Source organism: Rhodococcus yunnanensis NBRC 103083 (assembly GCF_001895005.1).
GTDB classification, from domain to species: domain Bacteria; phylum Actinomycetota; class Actinomycetes; order Mycobacteriales; family Mycobacteriaceae; genus Rhodococcoides; species Rhodococcoides yunnanense.
In genome coordinates, this window is record NZ_BCXH01000016.1 from 141,251 (window position 1) to 159,168 (window position 17,918).

At 63.0% G+C, this 17,918-nt stretch carries 14 protein-coding genes; 4 read left to right on the forward strand and 10 right to left on the reverse strand.

Translation table 11 applies throughout. The features are described from left to right. Window positions 1-161 precede the first annotated feature (161 nt). Together RY1_RS22530 and RY1_RS22535 are read left to right on the forward strand one after the other, a co-directional pair. Complete coding sequence (locus RY1_RS22530; RefSeq protein WP_072806272.1) at window positions 162-929, forward strand: SGNH/GDSL hydrolase family protein; 768 nt, start codon at window positions 162-164, stop codon at window positions 927-929. A gap of 293 nt (window positions 930-1,222) precedes the next feature. Continuing rightward, window positions 1,223-1,972, forward strand: a complete 750-nt coding sequence (locus RY1_RS22535) for a GntR family transcriptional regulator (RefSeq protein WP_072806273.1) — start codon at window positions 1,223-1,225, stop codon at window positions 1,970-1,972. Window positions 1,973-2,020: 48 nt separating this feature from the next. Here the strand turns inward: RY1_RS22535 and RY1_RS22540 are convergent, their stop codons facing one another. The 10 genes from RY1_RS22540 to RY1_RS22585 form a co-directional block, all read right to left on the reverse strand. Continuing rightward, window positions 2,021-3,655: an ABC transporter substrate-binding protein gene (locus tag RY1_RS22540; protein WP_072806274.1), complete on the reverse strand. Its 1,635-nt coding sequence runs from the start codon at window positions 3,653-3,655 to the stop codon at window positions 2,021-2,023. Between the two features lie 40 nt (window positions 3,656-3,695). After that, window positions 3,696-4,595, reverse strand: coding sequence for an ABC transporter permease (locus RY1_RS22545; protein ID WP_084727733.1), 900 nt, complete (start codon window positions 4,593-4,595; stop codon window positions 3,696-3,698). A 2-nt stretch (window positions 4,596-4,597) separates the two neighbouring features. Then, window positions 4,598-5,641, reverse strand: a complete 1,044-nt coding sequence (locus RY1_RS22550; protein WP_072806275.1) for an ABC transporter permease — start codon at window positions 5,639-5,641, stop codon at window positions 4,598-4,600. Next, window positions 5,638-6,441: an ABC transporter ATP-binding protein gene (locus tag RY1_RS22555; protein ID WP_084727735.1), complete on the reverse strand. Its 804-nt coding sequence runs from the start codon at window positions 6,439-6,441 to the stop codon at window positions 5,638-5,640. The genes RY1_RS22550 and RY1_RS22555 overlap by 4 nt, the downstream gene beginning before the upstream one ends. Then, window positions 6,438-7,334, reverse strand: a complete 897-nt coding sequence (locus RY1_RS22560; RefSeq protein WP_072806276.1) for an ABC transporter ATP-binding protein — start codon at window positions 7,332-7,334, stop codon at window positions 6,438-6,440. Before RY1_RS22560 ends, RY1_RS22555 begins: the two co-directional genes overlap by 4 nt. 101 nt (window positions 7,335-7,435) lie before the next feature. Beyond that, window positions 7,436-8,743, reverse strand: a complete 1,308-nt coding sequence (locus RY1_RS22565) for an NtaA/DmoA family FMN-dependent monooxygenase (RefSeq protein ID WP_072806277.1) — start codon at window positions 8,741-8,743, stop codon at window positions 7,436-7,438. 27 nt (window positions 8,744-8,770) lie between these two features. Beyond that, complete coding sequence (locus RY1_RS22570) at window positions 8,771-10,075, reverse strand: NtaA/DmoA family FMN-dependent monooxygenase (RefSeq protein ID WP_072806278.1); 1,305 nt, start codon at window positions 10,073-10,075, stop codon at window positions 8,771-8,773. Window positions 10,076-10,152: 77 nt separating this feature from the next. Beyond that, window positions 10,153-11,457: an MFS transporter gene (locus RY1_RS22575; protein ID WP_072806279.1), complete on the reverse strand. Its 1,305-nt coding sequence runs from the start codon at window positions 11,455-11,457 to the stop codon at window positions 10,153-10,155. A 168-nt stretch (window positions 11,458-11,625) separates the two neighbouring features. Continuing rightward, window positions 11,626-13,788, reverse strand: coding sequence for a VanW family protein (locus tag RY1_RS22580; protein ID WP_072806280.1), 2,163 nt, complete (start codon window positions 13,786-13,788; stop codon window positions 11,626-11,628). 335 nt (window positions 13,789-14,123) lie between these two features. After that, window positions 14,124-15,422 carry an acetyl-CoA C-acetyltransferase gene (locus tag RY1_RS22585; protein ID WP_072806281.1) on the reverse strand — a complete coding sequence of 433 codons (1,299 nt, stop codon included), beginning with the start codon at window positions 15,420-15,422 and terminating at the stop codon, window positions 14,124-14,126. Window positions 15,423-15,607: 185 nt separating this feature from the next. Between RY1_RS22585 and RY1_RS22590 the strand changes: the two genes are divergently transcribed. Together RY1_RS22590 and RY1_RS22595 are read left to right on the forward strand one after the other, a co-directional pair. Then, complete coding sequence (locus tag RY1_RS22590; RefSeq protein ID WP_072806282.1) at window positions 15,608-16,954, forward strand: 3-oxoacyl-ACP reductase; 1,347 nt, start codon at window positions 15,608-15,610, stop codon at window positions 16,952-16,954. Next, entirely contained in the window at window positions 16,951-17,808 is an 858-nt protein-coding gene (locus RY1_RS22595; protein ID WP_072806283.1) for a MaoC/PaaZ C-terminal domain-containing protein, read from the forward strand. Before RY1_RS22590 ends, RY1_RS22595 begins: the two co-directional genes overlap by 4 nt. Window positions 17,809-17,918: the final 110 nt, after the last annotated feature.

The following is a 17,918-nucleotide window of genomic DNA, read 5'->3' on the forward strand; positions in this document are numbered from 1 at the left end:
CTCGAGAATTGTTGCCCGGACAAGCCAACACCCCGGCACGCCTGATGTCCATGTCCAGAATCAGCGAGATTCTTAGCGGCGCCAGGACGCGGGAATTAAAGTGCCCGACGACGCGTCCTAGAGGGAAGAATCGTTAGCAAGACTTACGGAGGAAGATCGACGTGCCGAGGATCGACAGTTACATCGCGCTGGGAGACTCGTTCACCGAAGGCGTCGGCGATGCCGATCCGACGAGCCCGAACGGGGTCAAAGGCTGGGCCGACCGAGTCGCCGAGCAGTTGGCCGCGGGCAATCCCGACTTCAGATACGCCAACCTCGCGGTACGCGGCAAGCTCCTCGACCAGGTGATCGAGGACCAGGTGAAGTTCGCCGTCGAGGCCGCCCCCGACCTCGTCACCGTCTACGCAGGCGGCAACGACATGATGCGCCCCAAGGTCGACATCGACGGAATCGTCGGGCGGTACGACGCGGCCCTCGCGGATCTGAAGGCAACCGGCGCGCGTGTGGTCGCATTCACTGCGTACGACGCCGGCTGGTCGCCGATCTTCCGAACCTTCCGTGGCCGAACCGCGATATACAACGAACTCCTGCGCGAGGTCGCCGACCACCGAGGCATCGAGCTCGTCGACTACTGGCGGTTCGACGGGTACGACGACCCCCGCATGTGGGACTGGGACCGCCTGCACATGTCGACACGTGGCCACACGCGTATGGCGGCCGAGGTCCTCGACTTCCTCGGCGTCGAACATTCGATACAGCTGGAGGATCTCGACGCCCTGCCACCGATCGACCCGGCTGCCCGACGACGGGAGAACGCCGAATGGGTCAAATCCTTTGCCGCGCCCTGGGTGTCCCGACGCCTGCGCGGTGCGTCCTCGGGGGACGATGTCGCACCGAAGCACTCGGCGCTACAGCATCTGGCTCTCTGACGACGGGTCGTCTGTAAATTCTGCATTACGCGGCTCGAAACCTGCCGCACCCTGCCTGCGATTATGCATCCCCACAGACCGGCCGGTCCGAGGTGTCGCAGATGCGGGTGCAACGACTACCACACCTGCACAGCATGATTCGAACTTACTGGTGACCGAGACCACATACTTGTCGCTAGCGAAAATCTCGGAGCACCCTTCGGTGACCTGCCCGTAACACGCGGGTGATGCACTGGCCTCGGCAACGGTGCCGATCCGTCGTTCGTCCCGTGTACTCGCGTAGGAGCACCCCCATGCAGCAACCAGTAGTCGTACAGCCACCACGTCATCCGCGAGCGGTCGGCGGATCCGCTGGGACCAGGCAACGATCCACCCGCATAGTTCATCAACTGCTGCGGTCCTCGATCAAGAGTGGCGTGTTGAAGGACGGCGAGAATCTGAACGAGGAGCACCTGATCACCTCGCTGGATTCCACTCGATCCTCGGTTCGAACGGCGCTGCAGATGCTCGCCGACGAAGGACTCGTCAAGCGTCAGCGCAAGATGGGAACCATAGTGCAGGGCAAACCCGTTCAGCTCCGGATGCACGATATCATCGCCACCGGTTCGACACCGATCGAGTACGTGCGTTTCAACGAGCACATCATTCCGTCGGCCGGCCTGATTCGAGAGCGAATGCAGACCGACGTCGAACACGTCCGAATGCTGGAATTCGTCATGAGCGTGGACAGCACTCCGATCGGTACGTTGACCGCGTTCCAGATCAACCCGAACGCGCCGACGCCGATGCACATGGTCGAGGCTGCCAGAATCTCGGAACTGTTCGTGCAGGAGTACGGCGTGCCGTTCGGGCGCATGGACTGTTGGGTCGATGCCGTTCCGGCCGACGACAGAACCGCGCGGATGCTGAAGGTAGAGCCCAATTCCATTCTGCTGGTCAGAGATCAGGTTCTGTACGACACCGAGGGCTACGTGCACGAGTTCGGCTACGCGCACTACCGCGCCGATATGGTGTCCTTTCATTCTTCGCCGGATATGCAGTGAATCGTCGGGCACCGAATGTCTCGGTGCCCGACGACCCGGCACGAGGTGCTACTTGTAGGACAGGTTCGCGTAGTCGATCCAGTTGTCGGATCGCTGTGCGAATCCCGCTACGTCGCTCGACAGTACGACACTCGGCTGTACCTGCGCGATGAAGACGATCGGTGATTGATCGACGTAGATCTTCTCGGCCTCGTTCCACGCCTTGCCTGCTTCGTCGGACAGGGCGTCGGGCAACGCATTTCCGGCGTCGAGCGCATCGGTGAACGGCTGGTACTGCCAATCGGCGAAGTTGTTCGACGAATCGGGGGCGGTGTAGACGGTCAGCTCGTACGGCGGAGTCAGCGTGATGGCGTAGTCGCGCAGAATGAACGCCTGCGAGGTGTGCTCGCTGCGCTGCTGGGAGAACTGTGCGCCTGGCATCTGATCGATCTGGATGTCGAAACCGCCTTCACGAGCAGCGGTTTGGATCTGAATGGCCGCCTCACGGGTATCGGGATCCGCGGCGTTCACCGCGAGCGAGAACGACACACCGTTCGGGAATCCGGCTTCGGCGAGCAACTCCTTCGCCTTGATCGGATCGTAGGTGTACTCGATCTGACCTTCGTTGGTGTAGCCGGGAGCATCCTGGAGTAGAAACCCCGATCCGTTGCGGGCGGCGAGACCGCGGTACACGTCGTCGACGATCGGCTGATACGGCGTCGCATATGCCATTGCCTTGCGTACCAACGGATTGTCGAACGGTGCCTTGTTGGTCACGAGCGGCATCATCAGGTACATGTTCGGGTTGTCGACCTGCGGGACGAACACGTTCGAGTCGGACGAGAGCCCGGCCGAATCGGCGGGCGTGACAGCGGTCGCGACCTGAGCGTCGCCGTTCTTCACCGCGTTGGCTCGAGTTCCTGCGTCGGAGACGATGCGCAGGTTGACGGTGTCGATCGGGATCTCGCCTCCGATCCAGTCCTCGCGCGCCTTCAGTACTGCCCTGACGCCAGGCTCGTACTCGGTGACCTCGTAGGCGCCGAATCCGTAGTTCGGGTTCTCCGCACTCCACTTGACCGCATACGGATCATCGGCTGTGACATGCTCTTTCAGCAGAGTGCTGTCGTATATCTGACTCAGCAGATCGGACATCAGGGCCAGGAACGTGGTACCGAGGCCGGCCTGCGGCAGTGTGAACGAGACGGTTCGGTCGTCTATCTTGACGATCTGCGATGCGGGGTCGGTGATAGAGGGCGCCATGATTCCGGGCGACAAGGACGTGGGCGTACCGAACTTTCGCTCGAACGACCACAGCACGTCGTCGGCGCTGAGGGTGTTGCCCGCGGCGCTCTTCGCCTCGGTGAGGGTGAACGTGTAGGTCAGTCCGTCGTCGCTGACGGTGTATCCCGATGCGAGGTAGGGATCGTAGGTGTACGTGTCCTGTTGCTGGGCGCCGTCCTGAGTGGCATCGACGTACGGCTTGCGCAGCAGCGTCGCTTGCAGATTGTTCGCCGCTTCCAACCCTCCGAAAGCGTTGTCGAGCGCCCAGCTGATGCCGGTGTCGGGGGTGACGATGGTCAGTGTGTCGCCTGCGTCACCCGCCTCGGAATTGTTGTTCGACGACGAACATCCGGCGAGTGCCACAGTGGCGACGGTCAGCGCGGCGGCGAATCGCACCAAAGATTTTCGTGATGATGACAGCATTGATCGACACTCCTGAGATGAAGGGAAAATCGGGGGGTTGTCAGTTGTCGTTGTCGAAGAGTCGACGACCGACTGCCGTGATGGCGAACACGGTGAGAGCGATGGCAATTGCGGGGAACAGTGCGGACCACCAGCGGCCTGCTGCTGCGGCCGCGGCACCGGTGGAGATCATCGTTCCCCACTCCGGAGTCGGCGGTGCAAGGCCGACACCGAGGAACCCCAGGCCCGCGGTCAAGACGATCGCCGAGCCGAACACGAGCGACGCGTTCTCCAGAGCGGGCCACGCCGAGTTGGGAAGCACATGCCGGAACACGAGCGACAATTCGCTCTCGCCCGACACCCGTGCCGCGTCGAGGTAGGCCTCACCCCGGACTCTGAGAACCTCCGTTCGAACGAGCCGTGCCTGGTTCGGCAGGAGCACAACCGTCAGGGCTACCGTGATCGACAGAATCGATTGTCCGAAGAACGCGATGAGGACCAATCCGATGACGATCGCGGGAACGGCCTGCACGAGATCGACAGCACGGGCCATGCCGCGCGAGAGAATTCCGATCACACCGGACCTCGACTCGTTCATGCCGATGATCAATCCGATGGTGATGCCGACAATGGTTGCCACGATCGCAGTCCCGAGCCCGATGAGTACATCGTTCTGCGTCGCGGCGATCGTCCGCGAGAAGACGTCGAGCCCCGAGGAGTCGGTCCCGAACCAATGGTCCCCACCGGGCGAGATATCGGGCTTGGCAACGACGTCTCGTGTGCTGTACGGCACCAGGAGCGGCCCGACGAGAGCGATCAGCACGACGATTCCCGCGGGAATCAGCCCGATCCAGCGACGCAGTGACCGACTCGATCGCGTCACCTCGGGAGATGGTGCCGGTTCGACGCTCTTCGGTTCGCCGGTCGGCTCGGGTGTGCGTGGGTCGAGTGACAATGTCATGATCAGCTACCTTCCGTCGTGGCGCCGGGTCGTCGACGAGGGTCGAGGAGCATGTTGACGATGTCGACGAAGAAGAACACGAACAGCGACACCGCTGCGACGATGATCAGAAATCCCTGCAGCGCAACGAAGTCCGACCGACTGACTGCCTGAACCGCGTACTCACCCATGCCGGGCATCGCGAACAACTGCTCGACGATCACTGCGCCGCCCAACATGAATCCGAAAATGGTGCCGAACATGGCCACCGTCGACGGCAGTGCGCGGCGGGCGATGCTGAGCCTCACCATCGTCGGCGACGCCCCCGAGGCAATGCGGAACTTCGTCGACTGGGCATCTTTCGCTTGTTCGAGCGAACGGATGAACAGCTTGGACAACATCGGTGCGTAGGCGATGACGAGCACCGCGATCGGGAGCCACATGTGCTTGATCATCGAACCCATCAAGATGGTGTCGCTCGAGAGCATCGCGTCCACGAACGGCAGACCGGTGACGCGTGGGGCAGCATTGAGCATCGTGTCGTATCGGCCGATCGGTGCAGGCGCCCAGTGCAGCACCGAATAGAAGACGAAGATGCCTGCGACACCGAGGCAGAAATCCGGAACCGCACCTGCAGCTCGGGAATACCCCGCTACTGCTCTCGCGAGCGGATTCCGTGGCCTCATCACCACGAAGAAGCCGATTGCCAGCGTCAGGACGCTGGAGATGATCATCGCGACCAAGGCGAGTTCGAGAGTTGCAGGCAACCGAACCTTCATCTCCTCGAGCACTCCAGCGCCGGTGATGATCGAACTGCCGAAGTCGAGCGTGACGACGTTACCCAGGAACGTGGTCAACTGGGAGAAGATGCTTCCCGTCAGACCGAGGGACTCACGAGCGGAGTCGTATTGCTCCGGCGTCATCGTCTGACCGCCCGAAATGGCACGGACAGGGTCTCCTGGAATCAGCCGCACCACGAAGAAGACGACGATCGAGAAGAAGAAGATGTGCAGCGGCACAACGATCAGCCTGCGCATCCACCACAGGTTGGATTTCAATATCGTCATCGGGCCGCTCCTGACCGGTCGGACGACGCGGTGGTCCGGTACGCGTCGACGAGGCTTCTGGTGTACGGGTGCTCGCTGTGGAAGACGACCTGCGAGGTGCTGCCCTGCTCGACGATCACGCCCTGATACATGACAATCAGTTCCTCGCAGATGAACGCCGTCGCCGGCAGTCCGTGCGAGACGAAGACCAGGCCCGCCTCGTTGTGCACGCAGTGATCCTTGAGCAGGTTCAACACCGAGCCCTGCACCGACACGTCCAGAGCGGACACGGCTTCGTCGCACACGATCAGCTTCGGTTCGATCACCAGCGCTCGCGCGATGGAGAATCGCTGTCGCTGGCCACCGGAAACCTGGTGCGGCTTCCGATCGGCCAGGGACGGATCGATACTGAGCGATTCGAGAGTCGAGTCGACACGCTCGTTCGCCTCCTTGGTGGACAACCCGAGCAGGGTGAGCAACGGCCGACGTACACCGTCGCGCAACGACCTGCGCGGATCGAACGAGGAGGACGTGTCCTGAGCCACCAGCTGTACGTTCGTTCGAAATTCGTGAATCTCACTCTTGGACATCGATTTCAAGTCGCGACCTCGGTACTCGACGCTGCCCGACGTCGCGAAGTCCAGACCCATCATCAGTCGCACCAACGTCGACTTGCCCGAACCGGATTCGCCGACGATGCCGAGTCTGGTCGTCGAGTCGAGCAGCAACGACACCTTGTCGACGGCGACGTGGGCGTTACCCGACCGCCCGTCGAACACTCTGCGCACATCGGTGAACTGCACCGAACCGTCGTAGCTCATCGCTGCACCGCCGATACGGAATTCATCGTCGGAAGATGTTCCAACAGAGACGATTCCAACGTCGGGATACATGCGAGCAAACCTTGCGTGTACGGTTCGGTCGCCGTCCGCGCCAGATCTGCCGAACGTCCTTCTTCGACGACCTTTCCCTTGTGCATGACCAGGGTGCGGTCGGTGAACTCCTGACACAGGGAGATGTCGTGACTGACGATGATCAGCGCGGTACCGAATTCGTCGGTCAACGAGACCATCAGTTGCATCAGCTCACGCGAGAGCGTGGCGTCCAGCGCGCTCGTCGGCTCGTCGGCGATCAACAGCGCCGGCTGTGCACACAGCCCGAGCGCGATCATCACTCGCTGCCGCATGCCACCGGACAACTCGTACGGCCTCGAACCGAGCACCCTGGCCGTGTCGTGCAGACCGACTCGGCTCAGCCACTGCTCGGCCGACGCGTCGGCTGCCTTGCGACTCACCTTCTCGTTGTTCCGAATCACCGATCGAAGCTGACTGCCGATCTTCCACACCGGGTCCAGCGACGTCATCGCATCCTGGAAGACGACCGAGATTCCGGGGATTCGCGACGGCAGCACACCCGCTCGACGTGCAAGTAGATCTTCGGAGCCGAACCGCATGGCCTCGGCACTGACCTGGGCATCCGATGCCAGGAAGCCGGCGATCGCCATGGCCGAGTTGGTCTTGCCCGAGCCGGATTCTCCGACTATCGCAATACGTTCGCCTCTCTCGACCGACAGCGAGAAGCCGTCGACAGCCTTGAACGGCCCGCGGGGCGTGGCATAGACCACGCTGAGGTCGGAGACCTCCAACAGCGGTGCGGAGGTGTGCTCGGCGAGCTCCGCCACTGCCGTGACTTGTTCCTTGGTCGATACTGACATACGTACTCGATTCGTTCGTGGAGCTTTCTGTAGGAAAAACCTAGGAGCACCGTGTTTCCGGACGGTCCACCGCAGGTAACCGCCCCATTACGCGACCTGGGTCAGAAGTCGAGCAGGTTCTCGCGGAACGTTTTGTGCGCGTATCCATCTCGAATGAGTCCGCGGCGGCGGAGTTCGGGGGCCAACCCGTCGCACACCTCGATGATGGATCTGCGCGTCATCTCCGGATACAGCAGGAAGCCGTCGCCGCCTGCTTCTTCCATGACATCGCCCATCTGCGAGGCGATGCTGTCCGAGGTTCCGACGAACTCCATTCCGTAGTTGGTCGGGCCTTCGGCCAGGTCACGCAGGGTGATGTTCGCCGAATCCGCGAGCCAGGATTTGGCCGTCGTCGTCTCGCCGTTGCCCAATTCCTGCGGAACCGGGCCGTCGAGATCGTATTTCGCGTAGTCGACGACGCCACCGGAGACGTAGGACAGTTGCCACAGCCGTTTTTCGACGTTCTCCTGGTCCTTCTTCGCTGCGTCGTACCGATCGAACCGGGCTTGCGCCTCGCTCTCGGTGTCGGCGAGATACGGGATGGCCATGAACAAGATCTTGAGATCACCCGGCTTGCGGCCGTGCTTGATCAACCGCTCGTCCATGTCCTTACGCAGCGCCTTCATCTCCTCGGGAGACTTGGCGAGGGCGAGCATCGTGTCGGCGTGACGCGCGGCGAGTTCGCGTCCTGGCACCGAGTTTCCCGCTTGCGCGACGACGGGGCGACGCTGCGGCCCCGGAATCGTGTTCAGTGGTCCGCGGCAACTGAGATACTTGCCTTCGAAATCGATGGTCTTGACCTTGGTGTGGTCGGCGTAACGCGGTTCGAGTTGATCGTGCACCAGCGCATCGGGCTCCCAGGACTCCCACAGCTGACTGACGATGTCCATCCACTCCTCGGCCATCGCATAACGCTCGGAATGCTCGAAGTGCTTGTCGTAACCGAAGTTCTGTGCGACACGATGCGTCACGGATGTGACGACGTTCATGCCCACTCGCCCACGGGTGAGGTGGTCGAGCGTGACCATCGATCGTGCCGCGAGGAACGGCGGGTATTGAATCGTCGACATTGTCGCGACGACGCCGATGTGTTCGCTCGCCGCGGTGAGCAACGGCACCAGCGGTATCGGATCGTTCTTCGGGGCCATCATTCCGTACTTGAGCGTCGTCTCCATCGACCCGCCGTAGGTGTCCTCGATCATCGACGTGTCCTCGATGAAGAGCAGATCGAACCCGGCGCGTTCGAGCGAGGTCGTCAAATCGACGTAGAGACCCGGCTGCGTCCAATCGGTCATGGATCGACCCGCCCAATTGCCGTACCACGGCTGCATTCCGAAACCGTTGCCGAGGAACCATCCCAGTCTGAACATCAGTGTCTCCTTTTCGTGTCGAGTCGGTCAGAAGGACCGGAGGTTGTCGCGGAAGTGTTCGTGCGAGAATCCTTTTCGGATGAGGCCGCGGCGGCGAAGCGCAGGGCACAGACCCTCGGTGATCTCGCGTGTGTATTCGCGTGAGGTGGGTTGGCTCAGAAACATGAATCCGTCACCGCCGACGTATTCCATGGCCGCGTCCATCTGCTCGGCGACGGTGTCCGGAGACCCGACGAGCTCCATGCTCGCCACCCGCATCCCCGACGCGAACTCGCGCACGGTCTGATGCCCGAAATCGCGCTTGTAGCCATCGAACATCCCCTGATGGCCGTTGGTGGTCATGTCCTCGGGAATCGGCTTGTCCGGGTCGAGAACCGAGAAATCGAGCTCCATGGTGGCGGCGAAATTAACCATCTGGGCTTCGAAGTTGCGCTGCTTGTCATCCTTGAACTGCTGATGCCGTTCCTGCGCTTCGGCATCGGTCTTTCCGATCGTCGGATGCACGACGAAGAAGATCTTGATGTCGTCCGGGTTTCGGCCGAATTCCTCGGCGCGAGCGCGGATGTCATCGCGGTACTCCTTCATGTTCTCGAGACCGTTCGGGATACACAGCAGCATGTCGGCGTTCTTCGCGGCGAAGGCCCGGCCACGCGGAGACGATCCTGCCTGACAGATGACGGGCTTCTCCTGCGGGCTACGCGGAGTGTTCAGTGGACCACGGACCTTGAAGTACTTGCCCTCGTGGTGAATCGGCGAAACCTTGGTGTGATCGGCATAGTATCCGGACACCGGATCGGCAAGAATCGCCTTCTCCTCCCACGAATCCCATAGTTTCGTCACGACATCGACGAACTCCTCGGCGATCTCGTAACGCGTGTCGTGTGCGGGCAGCTTGTTCATCCCGAAGTTCTGCGCCGCGCGGTCCTCGCTCGAGGTCACCACATTCCACCCGACACGTCCCCGGGTGACATGATCGAGCGTCGAGAACGTCCGTGCAAGAAGGTAAGGCGGGTAGAAGGTCGTCGACGCCGTCGCCACTATTCCGATGTGCTCGGTCGCGTACGCGAGCATCGACACCACGGGGACGGGATCGAGCTTCGGCGCGTACATACCGACCTTGAGCTCCAGTTCGGCTGTACCGGCATAGATGTCGGAGACCATGAGGGAGTCCTCCAGCATCATGAAATCGAATCCGGCACGTTCCATGTCGCGCACCATGTCGACGTAGTACCGCGCGTCGGTCCACCCGATCGCGTCTTCCGACCATCCGGTCCGCCACTCGGGTGTGGTCAGATTCCCGAACCACCCGAGCCTGAAAGGCGCTGCACCCATTCGCATCCTCCTGAAGAAGTCCTCACGCGACCTAAGGAACGCCGCGTCCGATGGAACAAGGAAACGGCGTGAGGATGTCACATCGAAGACGTGGGAGTACCGGAACGATTAAGCAGGTTCACAGGCTCGACATCGGCCCGCTGAGCTGGTGATACCTCAGCAGTCGTCACGATGTACGCCGGATTCTCGATGTCCGTGTGCGCTTCGATCGGGCGCAGAGCCGTCCGAATCGCCAGTGCAACGCACGCGACGCCGAACACCGTGATCGCGGAGACAGTACCTCCCAGCACACCCCAGGACGTCCCTGCCGCACCCGTCACCAACACGAACAGACCTGCTGCGAGATAGCAGATTCCGGAGTACGTCGCGGCGAATCGACCCTGCTGCAGCGGCGACAGGCCACCCGCGAGGATACGAAATCCACCCGAGTACGACGGGGACTGGCCGATGCCGAACAGCACACACCCCAACCCCGTCACGACGACCGATGCCGCCGCGAAGCCGACCGAGGTGACCACGGCACCTGCCGCGAGGACACACAGCGACATCGACAGTGACATACGGCGGCCGACCGCAGTCGAGAGCATCTGGAAGGCGGCTGCAGCGGTGAGGCAGGCCACGCCTGGCACGGCAGCAATGACCAAGGAGAGATCGGGATCCTGCGAGACCAGTACGGTCGGAACGATTCCCACCGCGAATGCCCCTACGATCCAGCCAAGCGCACCTGCCGAATAGGCGACAGCGGTGCGTGCGACGTCGCCGCCTGGGCGCGCTGCAGGTGATACGTCCTGCATTTCTTCGACCGACCCCCTCCACACGCGTCTGCCGTTGATCAATGCCGCTGTCAGCAACACCAGGACGACGACCGATACGGTCGCGTGAATCACGAACACAGTCGTCCGAGGGGAGGGTAGGACGGCAACGACGACCATCGAGAAGCCGAGGCCGACGGAGGCAGCCAACATCGCCGTTGTCGTGATCATCGACCTGCCGCTTTCGCCGAGCGCGGCGAGCGCAAAGGTCGCAGCGGGTCCCGTCGCGAGCCCGACCGCGGCACCGGTACACACTCGGGCCGCGCACAGCAGACCTACGTTGTCACCCATCACACAGAAGACGACGTCGGCGACCGCGGTGAGTACGAGCGCAGCAGGAAGGACGAACTGCGGGTACAGGGAGAGCCGAGAACGAGCCAGAGTGAACAGTGCGGCCACGAGGCCGAAGAAGTACGCGCTGAACGCGATCCCCACGTCCAGCTGGGTCAGACCCAGGTCCTGGACGTAGAGCGGGAACAGCGGAGTCGGTCCGTTGGATCCGAGAACTGTGACGAAGAAGGCGAGCGCCGCCGTCACGCCGAGGTGAAACCGTGTGCGTCCGATCGACATTGCACTCCCGAGGACATGCCTCCGACCGTGCGTCGGAGATCTCGCCCGCAGTACACATCACACTGGAGTCACCGCCGTTGCCGTCGCCTCACGTCTTCATTTCGCGGCTGACGATGCTCCCCGACCTGGCAATCAGGGGTGATTACGCAGCTTTCGATCGCGAGACGCTCACTCGCCGTCCTCGTCCGGCGGGGCACCAGCGGCGGGAGCTGCAGGTGCAGGCTCGTCCGCCGGCTTCGGATCAGGTTCGGGGGAAACGCATTTCACAATGGGGATCGGGTCGTACTTGACCGTTCGGGTGTCGCGCGAGACCTCGTTGCCCGACGCGATGTCTGTGACGACTCGGGTGTCACTGGCAGTGAATCCTGGCCCGCCGCCGGAAGGGACGCATCCGCTGCCTGCGGGGAGTGTGACGGTGTCGGGGCTGGTCGGGTTGGTGCGCGACCCGGTGATCGAGTCGACCTCGACCGTCTTGGTACCCCACAGCCTCACCGTCACATCAGAACTGGTCCCGAATGCCTCGATGACGATGCCGGTCTTGGTCGGATTGGTGAACTTCAGGTCGATGGCACCCTCGAAGACCGTTGCCTCCCGGGCTTCGGGATACCGACTGATGTAGTAACTGTGCTCGGTGTGCCCTGCATCTTCCATTCCGCCGAAGTACGACGCGTTGTACAGCGTCGTCGCGAACTGACTGATGCCGCCGCCCACCGCTCGATCCGGTCGGCCGTGGTCGATGATTCCGGACTCGACGAATCCTTGCGCGGTGCCACGAGGGCCGGTGAAGTCGTTCAGCGAGAACGTCTCACCCGGCTTCACGAGCGCACCGTTGACGATGTCGGCGGTGAGCCTGATGTTCACACCGGACGCGTATTCGAACCCGCCCGTGGTGTATTCGGCGACGACCTCCTTGATCCCGAGGGCTTGCGCCCCCTCGGTGGTCAGCGCGGGCTGCGCGGGCTCGTACAGCGCGTCGGTGGTTCGGGTCTCGGACGACGACAACAGCGCAGGCAGCTGCTCGAGCGTCTTCGGCCACTGCACCATCTCGCCGACTACGCCCGGCACCACAGTCGGCGCGCCACCGCCGAGTGCGAACGTCGCATCCTTCGGTTCGGTTTCCGTCGACACCAGTTGCGGCGCAAGCACTCCGATTGCCGCATCGGTGTCGTAGCGGGCCGCGAGCGCACCCTGTCCATCAGGTTCGAACGACAGAATGTTCGCTACACTGTCCGGCGCGAGAACGGCATCGACACCGTTTCGACCGGTGAACACGACCGGCGCCGACACCGCGGGTGTGGCGATCTCGGCCAGAACACGATCCACCTCGTCCTGATGCACCGTCACGTCCACGGTCTCCACCGGCAGCTCGACTGCACCGAAAGCCCAGTTCGTCTCGATCTCCTCGCGCGCCGATGCCGGATCCACCGTCCGACCCGGAGCAGGGCTCACCCCGACGGGTGTGACGCCTTCGAAGACGACGTCACCTTCCGCGGGTTGCCGATCCGTCTGGGAGCGAATGGTTTCGACGGTTCCGTCGAGTGCCACTGCATCGACCGTGGACTGCACACCGATCTCACTGTCGGCGAAGAAAGACACGATCCTGGTGAACGGATTGAACGACTGCGACCCTGCCCGATCGAGTGTCGCATTCCAGTCGATACCGAGACCCGCTGCAGCGGGCACGAATTCGAGCTCCTGATCACCCGCGTCGACACGCACGGGCTGGTCCACGCGCGGCCCGAGTTCCGAACGAAGCCGGGCTTCGGCGTCGTCGTGACCGAGTCCGCCCACCGAAATTCCCGCGACGGTCGTCCCGCGCGGCACGGAACCACTCGTGGACAACAGGTCGGCGGTGTAGAAGACCCCGAGGATCGCAACGGCGGCGCCTGCGATGACCGCGGCATTCACCCAGCGAGGCTTACCACCCGGGGTGACGTCAGGCTGCGCATCTGTGGAAGCTGCAACCGCAGGAGCCGCAACTGCAGGAGCCCCGAACTCTGGAACCTGAGTATCCGACGCAGTGGTCTCAGGTTCCGAGCTGTCGGGGTCGGACGCGGCGTACTCGGACTCGGCCTCGGCCTCGGCCTCGGGCTCAGGCTCGGGCTCAGGCTCAGGCTCGGGCGGCACCTCGGAGAACGCCTGCGTTGCAGGTTCCTCCTGATCGGTTGCCGCCTGCTCGCCGGGCGCGGGGGCGTTCGGATCGACAGCCCTCAACACTTCGGTTACTGCGTCGTAGGGGGCGACGTGATCCTCAGGCGTCGGAACGTTCTCGCCTGGCAAAGGATCCGGCTTATTCCCGTGCTTACTGTTGCCGTCTCCACCGACGCTCACGTTCTCGGCCCTCCCGAACCCCCAGCGATTGAATCGTCACTCGACACGAGCTTACGCAATCCATCGTTGGACCTCTGGGCAGAGCACCCGGGTAAGAACGTCAGCGGCTCCGCACCGCTGCCGGGTCGGGGGTCGGGCAGCAGTGCGGAGCCACTACGACTATCGCCATTCCTAGTGACGCGTTACAACGGAAGCTCAGATGTCTATCGGATTAATCCAACTGAATGAACGACGCCCCGTCGTGGTGCCCTGTTGGAACGATACGGTCGGCAGATCCGTAAACCCCTCGCTTGACGGATCAGCCGACCGTCGGCCCCCTGTTGTCGAGCGCTGAGTCAGCGCTCGATGATTGCGGTGACGCCCTGGCCACCGGCCGCGCAGATGGAGATCAAGCCGCGGCCCGAGCCCTTATCTGCCAGCAGCTTGGCCAGCGATGCGACGATGCGCCCGCCGGTAGCAGCAAACGGGTGTCCTGCCGCGAGCGACGATCCGTTGACGTTGAGCTTGCTGCGATCGATCGAACCGAGGGCAGCGTCGAGACCGAGACGCTCCTTGCAGTACTCGTCACTCTCGAACGCCTGCAGCGTCGCGAGCACGACGGATGCGAACGCCTCGTGGATCTCGTAGTAGTCGAAGTCCTGCAACGTGAGCCCGTTGCGAGCGAGCAGACGCGGAATGGCATACGTCGGGGCCATGAGCAGGCCGTCCTTGAACGAGCTGTTGCCGTGGATATAGTCCACCGCGGCCGTCTCGGAATCGACGAGGTGCGCGAGAACAGGCAGATTGCGCTCGGACGCCCACTCGTCCGTCGAGAGCAGCGCCGCCGACGCACCGTCGGTGAGAGGCGTCGAGTTACCTGCCGTCATGGTGGCGTCGCCGAGCTTGTTGCCGAACACCGGCTTGAGCGTCGACAGCTTCTCGACGGTCGATCCCGGTCGCAGGTTGTCGTCGCGGGTGAGGCCGAGGAACGGCGTCACCAGGTCGTCGAAGAATCCGCGGTCGTACGCGGCGGCCATATTTTTGTGGCTGGCGGCAGCAAGCTCGTCCTGGTCTTCGCGGCGAATGCCGAATTCCTTGGCGGTGATGGCCGCATGGTCACCCATCGACAGGCCCGTGCGCGGCTCACCGTTGCGCGGAATCTCGATGCCGAGCATCGACGGACGGACGCTACCGAGAAGCTTGATGCGGTCGGTCGTCGACTTGGCGCGGTTGAGCGAGAGCAGGAACTCGCGGAGGTCGTCGTTGACGCCGATCGGCGCGTCCGACGTCGTGTCCACGCCACCGCCGATACCCGCATCGATACGGCCCGACGCGATGGCGTCGCCCACTGCCACGATGGACTGCAAGCCGGTGCCGCACGCCTGCTGGATGTCGTAGGCCGGGGTGTACGGGCTCAGTGCGCTACCGAGGACGGTCTCACGAGTGAGGTTGAAATCGCGACTGTGCTTGAGCACGGCGCCCGCCACGACGAGTCCGAGCCGCTCTCCCTGCAGGCCGAACCGACTGACCAGGCCGTCGATGGTGGCGGTGAGCATGTCCTGGTTCGACGCCAGCGCGTATTTCTTGTCCGAGCGCGCGAACGGGATTCGGTTGCCACCGACGATTGCGACCGGTCGTAGCTGTCTGCTTGTCACTATTCGTCTCCAAACATCGTGGTCTCCACCATCGTGGAGATGGCCCTGGTGGAGTTTCATCTTACTGGCGAGTAAGTTGGTTGTCGACACCCGGTCGTGCGCTTCGCACCCGTGCATGCACAGTTACGTTCGAAGGTAACTACGCGCGCACGGGGCGCCGGAGGCGCCAAATGAAAGGTAGGACAGTGGCAGCCACCAAGGGAGCCCCAGACCTCTACTCCACGTTCCTGGCATCCGCGCCCGGAGCATTCATCGCCAAGCAGGCAGGTCTGCCGCAGCCCGAGAAGCTGCGTCGCTACAAGTCGGGCGAGCCGCCACTGGCCGGGCCGGTGCTGATCGGCGGCAACGGCCGTCTCGTCGAACCGTTGCGTGCACTGCTCGCGGACTACCCGCAGGCTCAGGCCCACGACGACAGGTACGGCGCGCTCGTGTTCGACGCCACCGGCATCGCGAACGTCACCGAACTCGAGCAGCTCTTCCAGTTCTTCCAGCCGGTCATCCGCAACCTCGCACCCTCTGCCCGCGTCGTCGTCATCGGCACGACGCCGGAGCAGACCTCGTCCGTCGACGAGCACATCGCCCAGCGCGCACTCGAAGGCTTCACCCGCAGCGTCGGCAAAGAGGTCAAGCGCGGCGCCACTGCCCAGCTCGTCTACATCTCGCCCAACGCCTCCACCGGGCTCTCCGGGCTGGAATCCACATTGAGGTTCCTGCTCTCGGCCAAGTCGGCATTCGTCGACGGCCAGGTCATCGCCGTCGGCGACGCCGATTCCGAGGCACCCGCATCCTGGGACAAGCCGCTCGCCGGCAAGGTAGCCGTCGTCACCGGAGCCGCCCGCGGTATCGGCGCCACCATCGCCGAGGTCCTTGCACGCGACGGCGCAACGGTCATCGCCGCCGACATTCCCGCTGCCGGCGAGGCCCTGTCCCAGACGGCGAACAAGGTCGGCGGAACGTCACTGGCGCTCGACGTGACGGCCGAGGATGCAGGGGAGGTGCTCTCCAAGCACCTGCTCGAACGCCACGGCGGCGCGGACATCATCGTCCACAACGCAGGCATCACGCGCGACAAGACGCTCGCCAACATGGACGAAAGCCGCTGGAACTCCGTCATCGGGGTGAATCTGCTTGCGCCGCAGCGCATCACCGACCACCTCGTCGAGACCGGTGCACTGAAGGAAGGGGGACGCGTCGTCGACGTCTCCTCCATCGCAGGCATCGCAGGCAACCGCGGCCAGACCAACTACGGCACCTCCAAGGCAGGCGTCATCGGCCTGGTGCAGGCATCGGCACCCGTTCTGGCACAGAAGAACATCACGATCAACGCTGTCGCCCCCGGCTTCATCGAGACCGCGATGACGGCCGCGATCCCATTCGCGACGCGTGAAGCAGGTCGACGCATGAGCTCACTGCTGCAGGGAGGACAGACGGTCGACGTCGCAGAGCTGGTGTCGTTCTTCGCTTCTCCCGCATCCAACGCCGTGACCGGACAGATCGTTCGTGTCTGCGGCCAGAGCCTCCTCGGCGCATGAGCGTCGTACAGCTCACGGAGCAGCCCTCGACATCCGAGATCTATACCGCTGCCGCGTTGGGCGTGGTCCCGTTTCTCGGCACCAAGTCCACGACGGCGCCGAGCACCGTGTTCGAACTTCGCGGACTCCGTGTCGACCCCGACAATCTCGCCGGGTACAGCCGAGCGACTGGTCTACGCTTCGGTGACACACTGCCGGTGACCTACCCGTTCACCCTCGTCTTTCCGACGGTCATGAAATTGATGGTGTCCAAGGGCTTTCCGTTTCCGGCCATCGGTTCGGTACACGCCGAGAACGTCATCGAGCAGCACCGAGCGATCTCGTCGTCGGAGCCACTGGACATTCGGGTGCACGCCGAGAACGTACGCGAGCATCGCAAAGGTCTGCTGATCGACGTCATCAGCGAAGTGAAGGTCGGACGCGAACTCGTATGGAAGCAGACCTCGAGCTTCCTGAGCCTGCAGAAGACATCACTCTCCGGTGGTCCGCGCGAAACACCGCCTGCCGACGAGGTACCCCCGCCCCCGACGCGGACTCTGCGCGTGGATCGGCGAACGATCGGTAAGTACGCGGCCATCTCCGGCGACCGCAACCCGATCCACGTATCGACATTGGGCGCAAAGGCCTTCGGCTTCCCGCGCACAATCGCACACGGTATGTGGAGTGCTGCAGCGGTTCTACAGGTCGTCGAAGGTCGCATACCCGAGAAAGTGACCTACAACGTCCGGTTCGGCAAGCCCATCGTGTTACCCGCGACGGTCAACCTGTACGCCGAATCCGTCGGAACCGGATGGGACCTGTCGCTCAAGAATCCGAAAAAGGGGTACCCCCACCTCACCGCGACATTGCGGTAGTTCAGCTCCTTGCGCCGGGGTGAGCGAATGTCATATTCGGTCACCCCGGCGGGGAGCGAATGTCACATCCGGTCACTCCGGAGTGAGCGAATGTCACACTCAGTCACTCA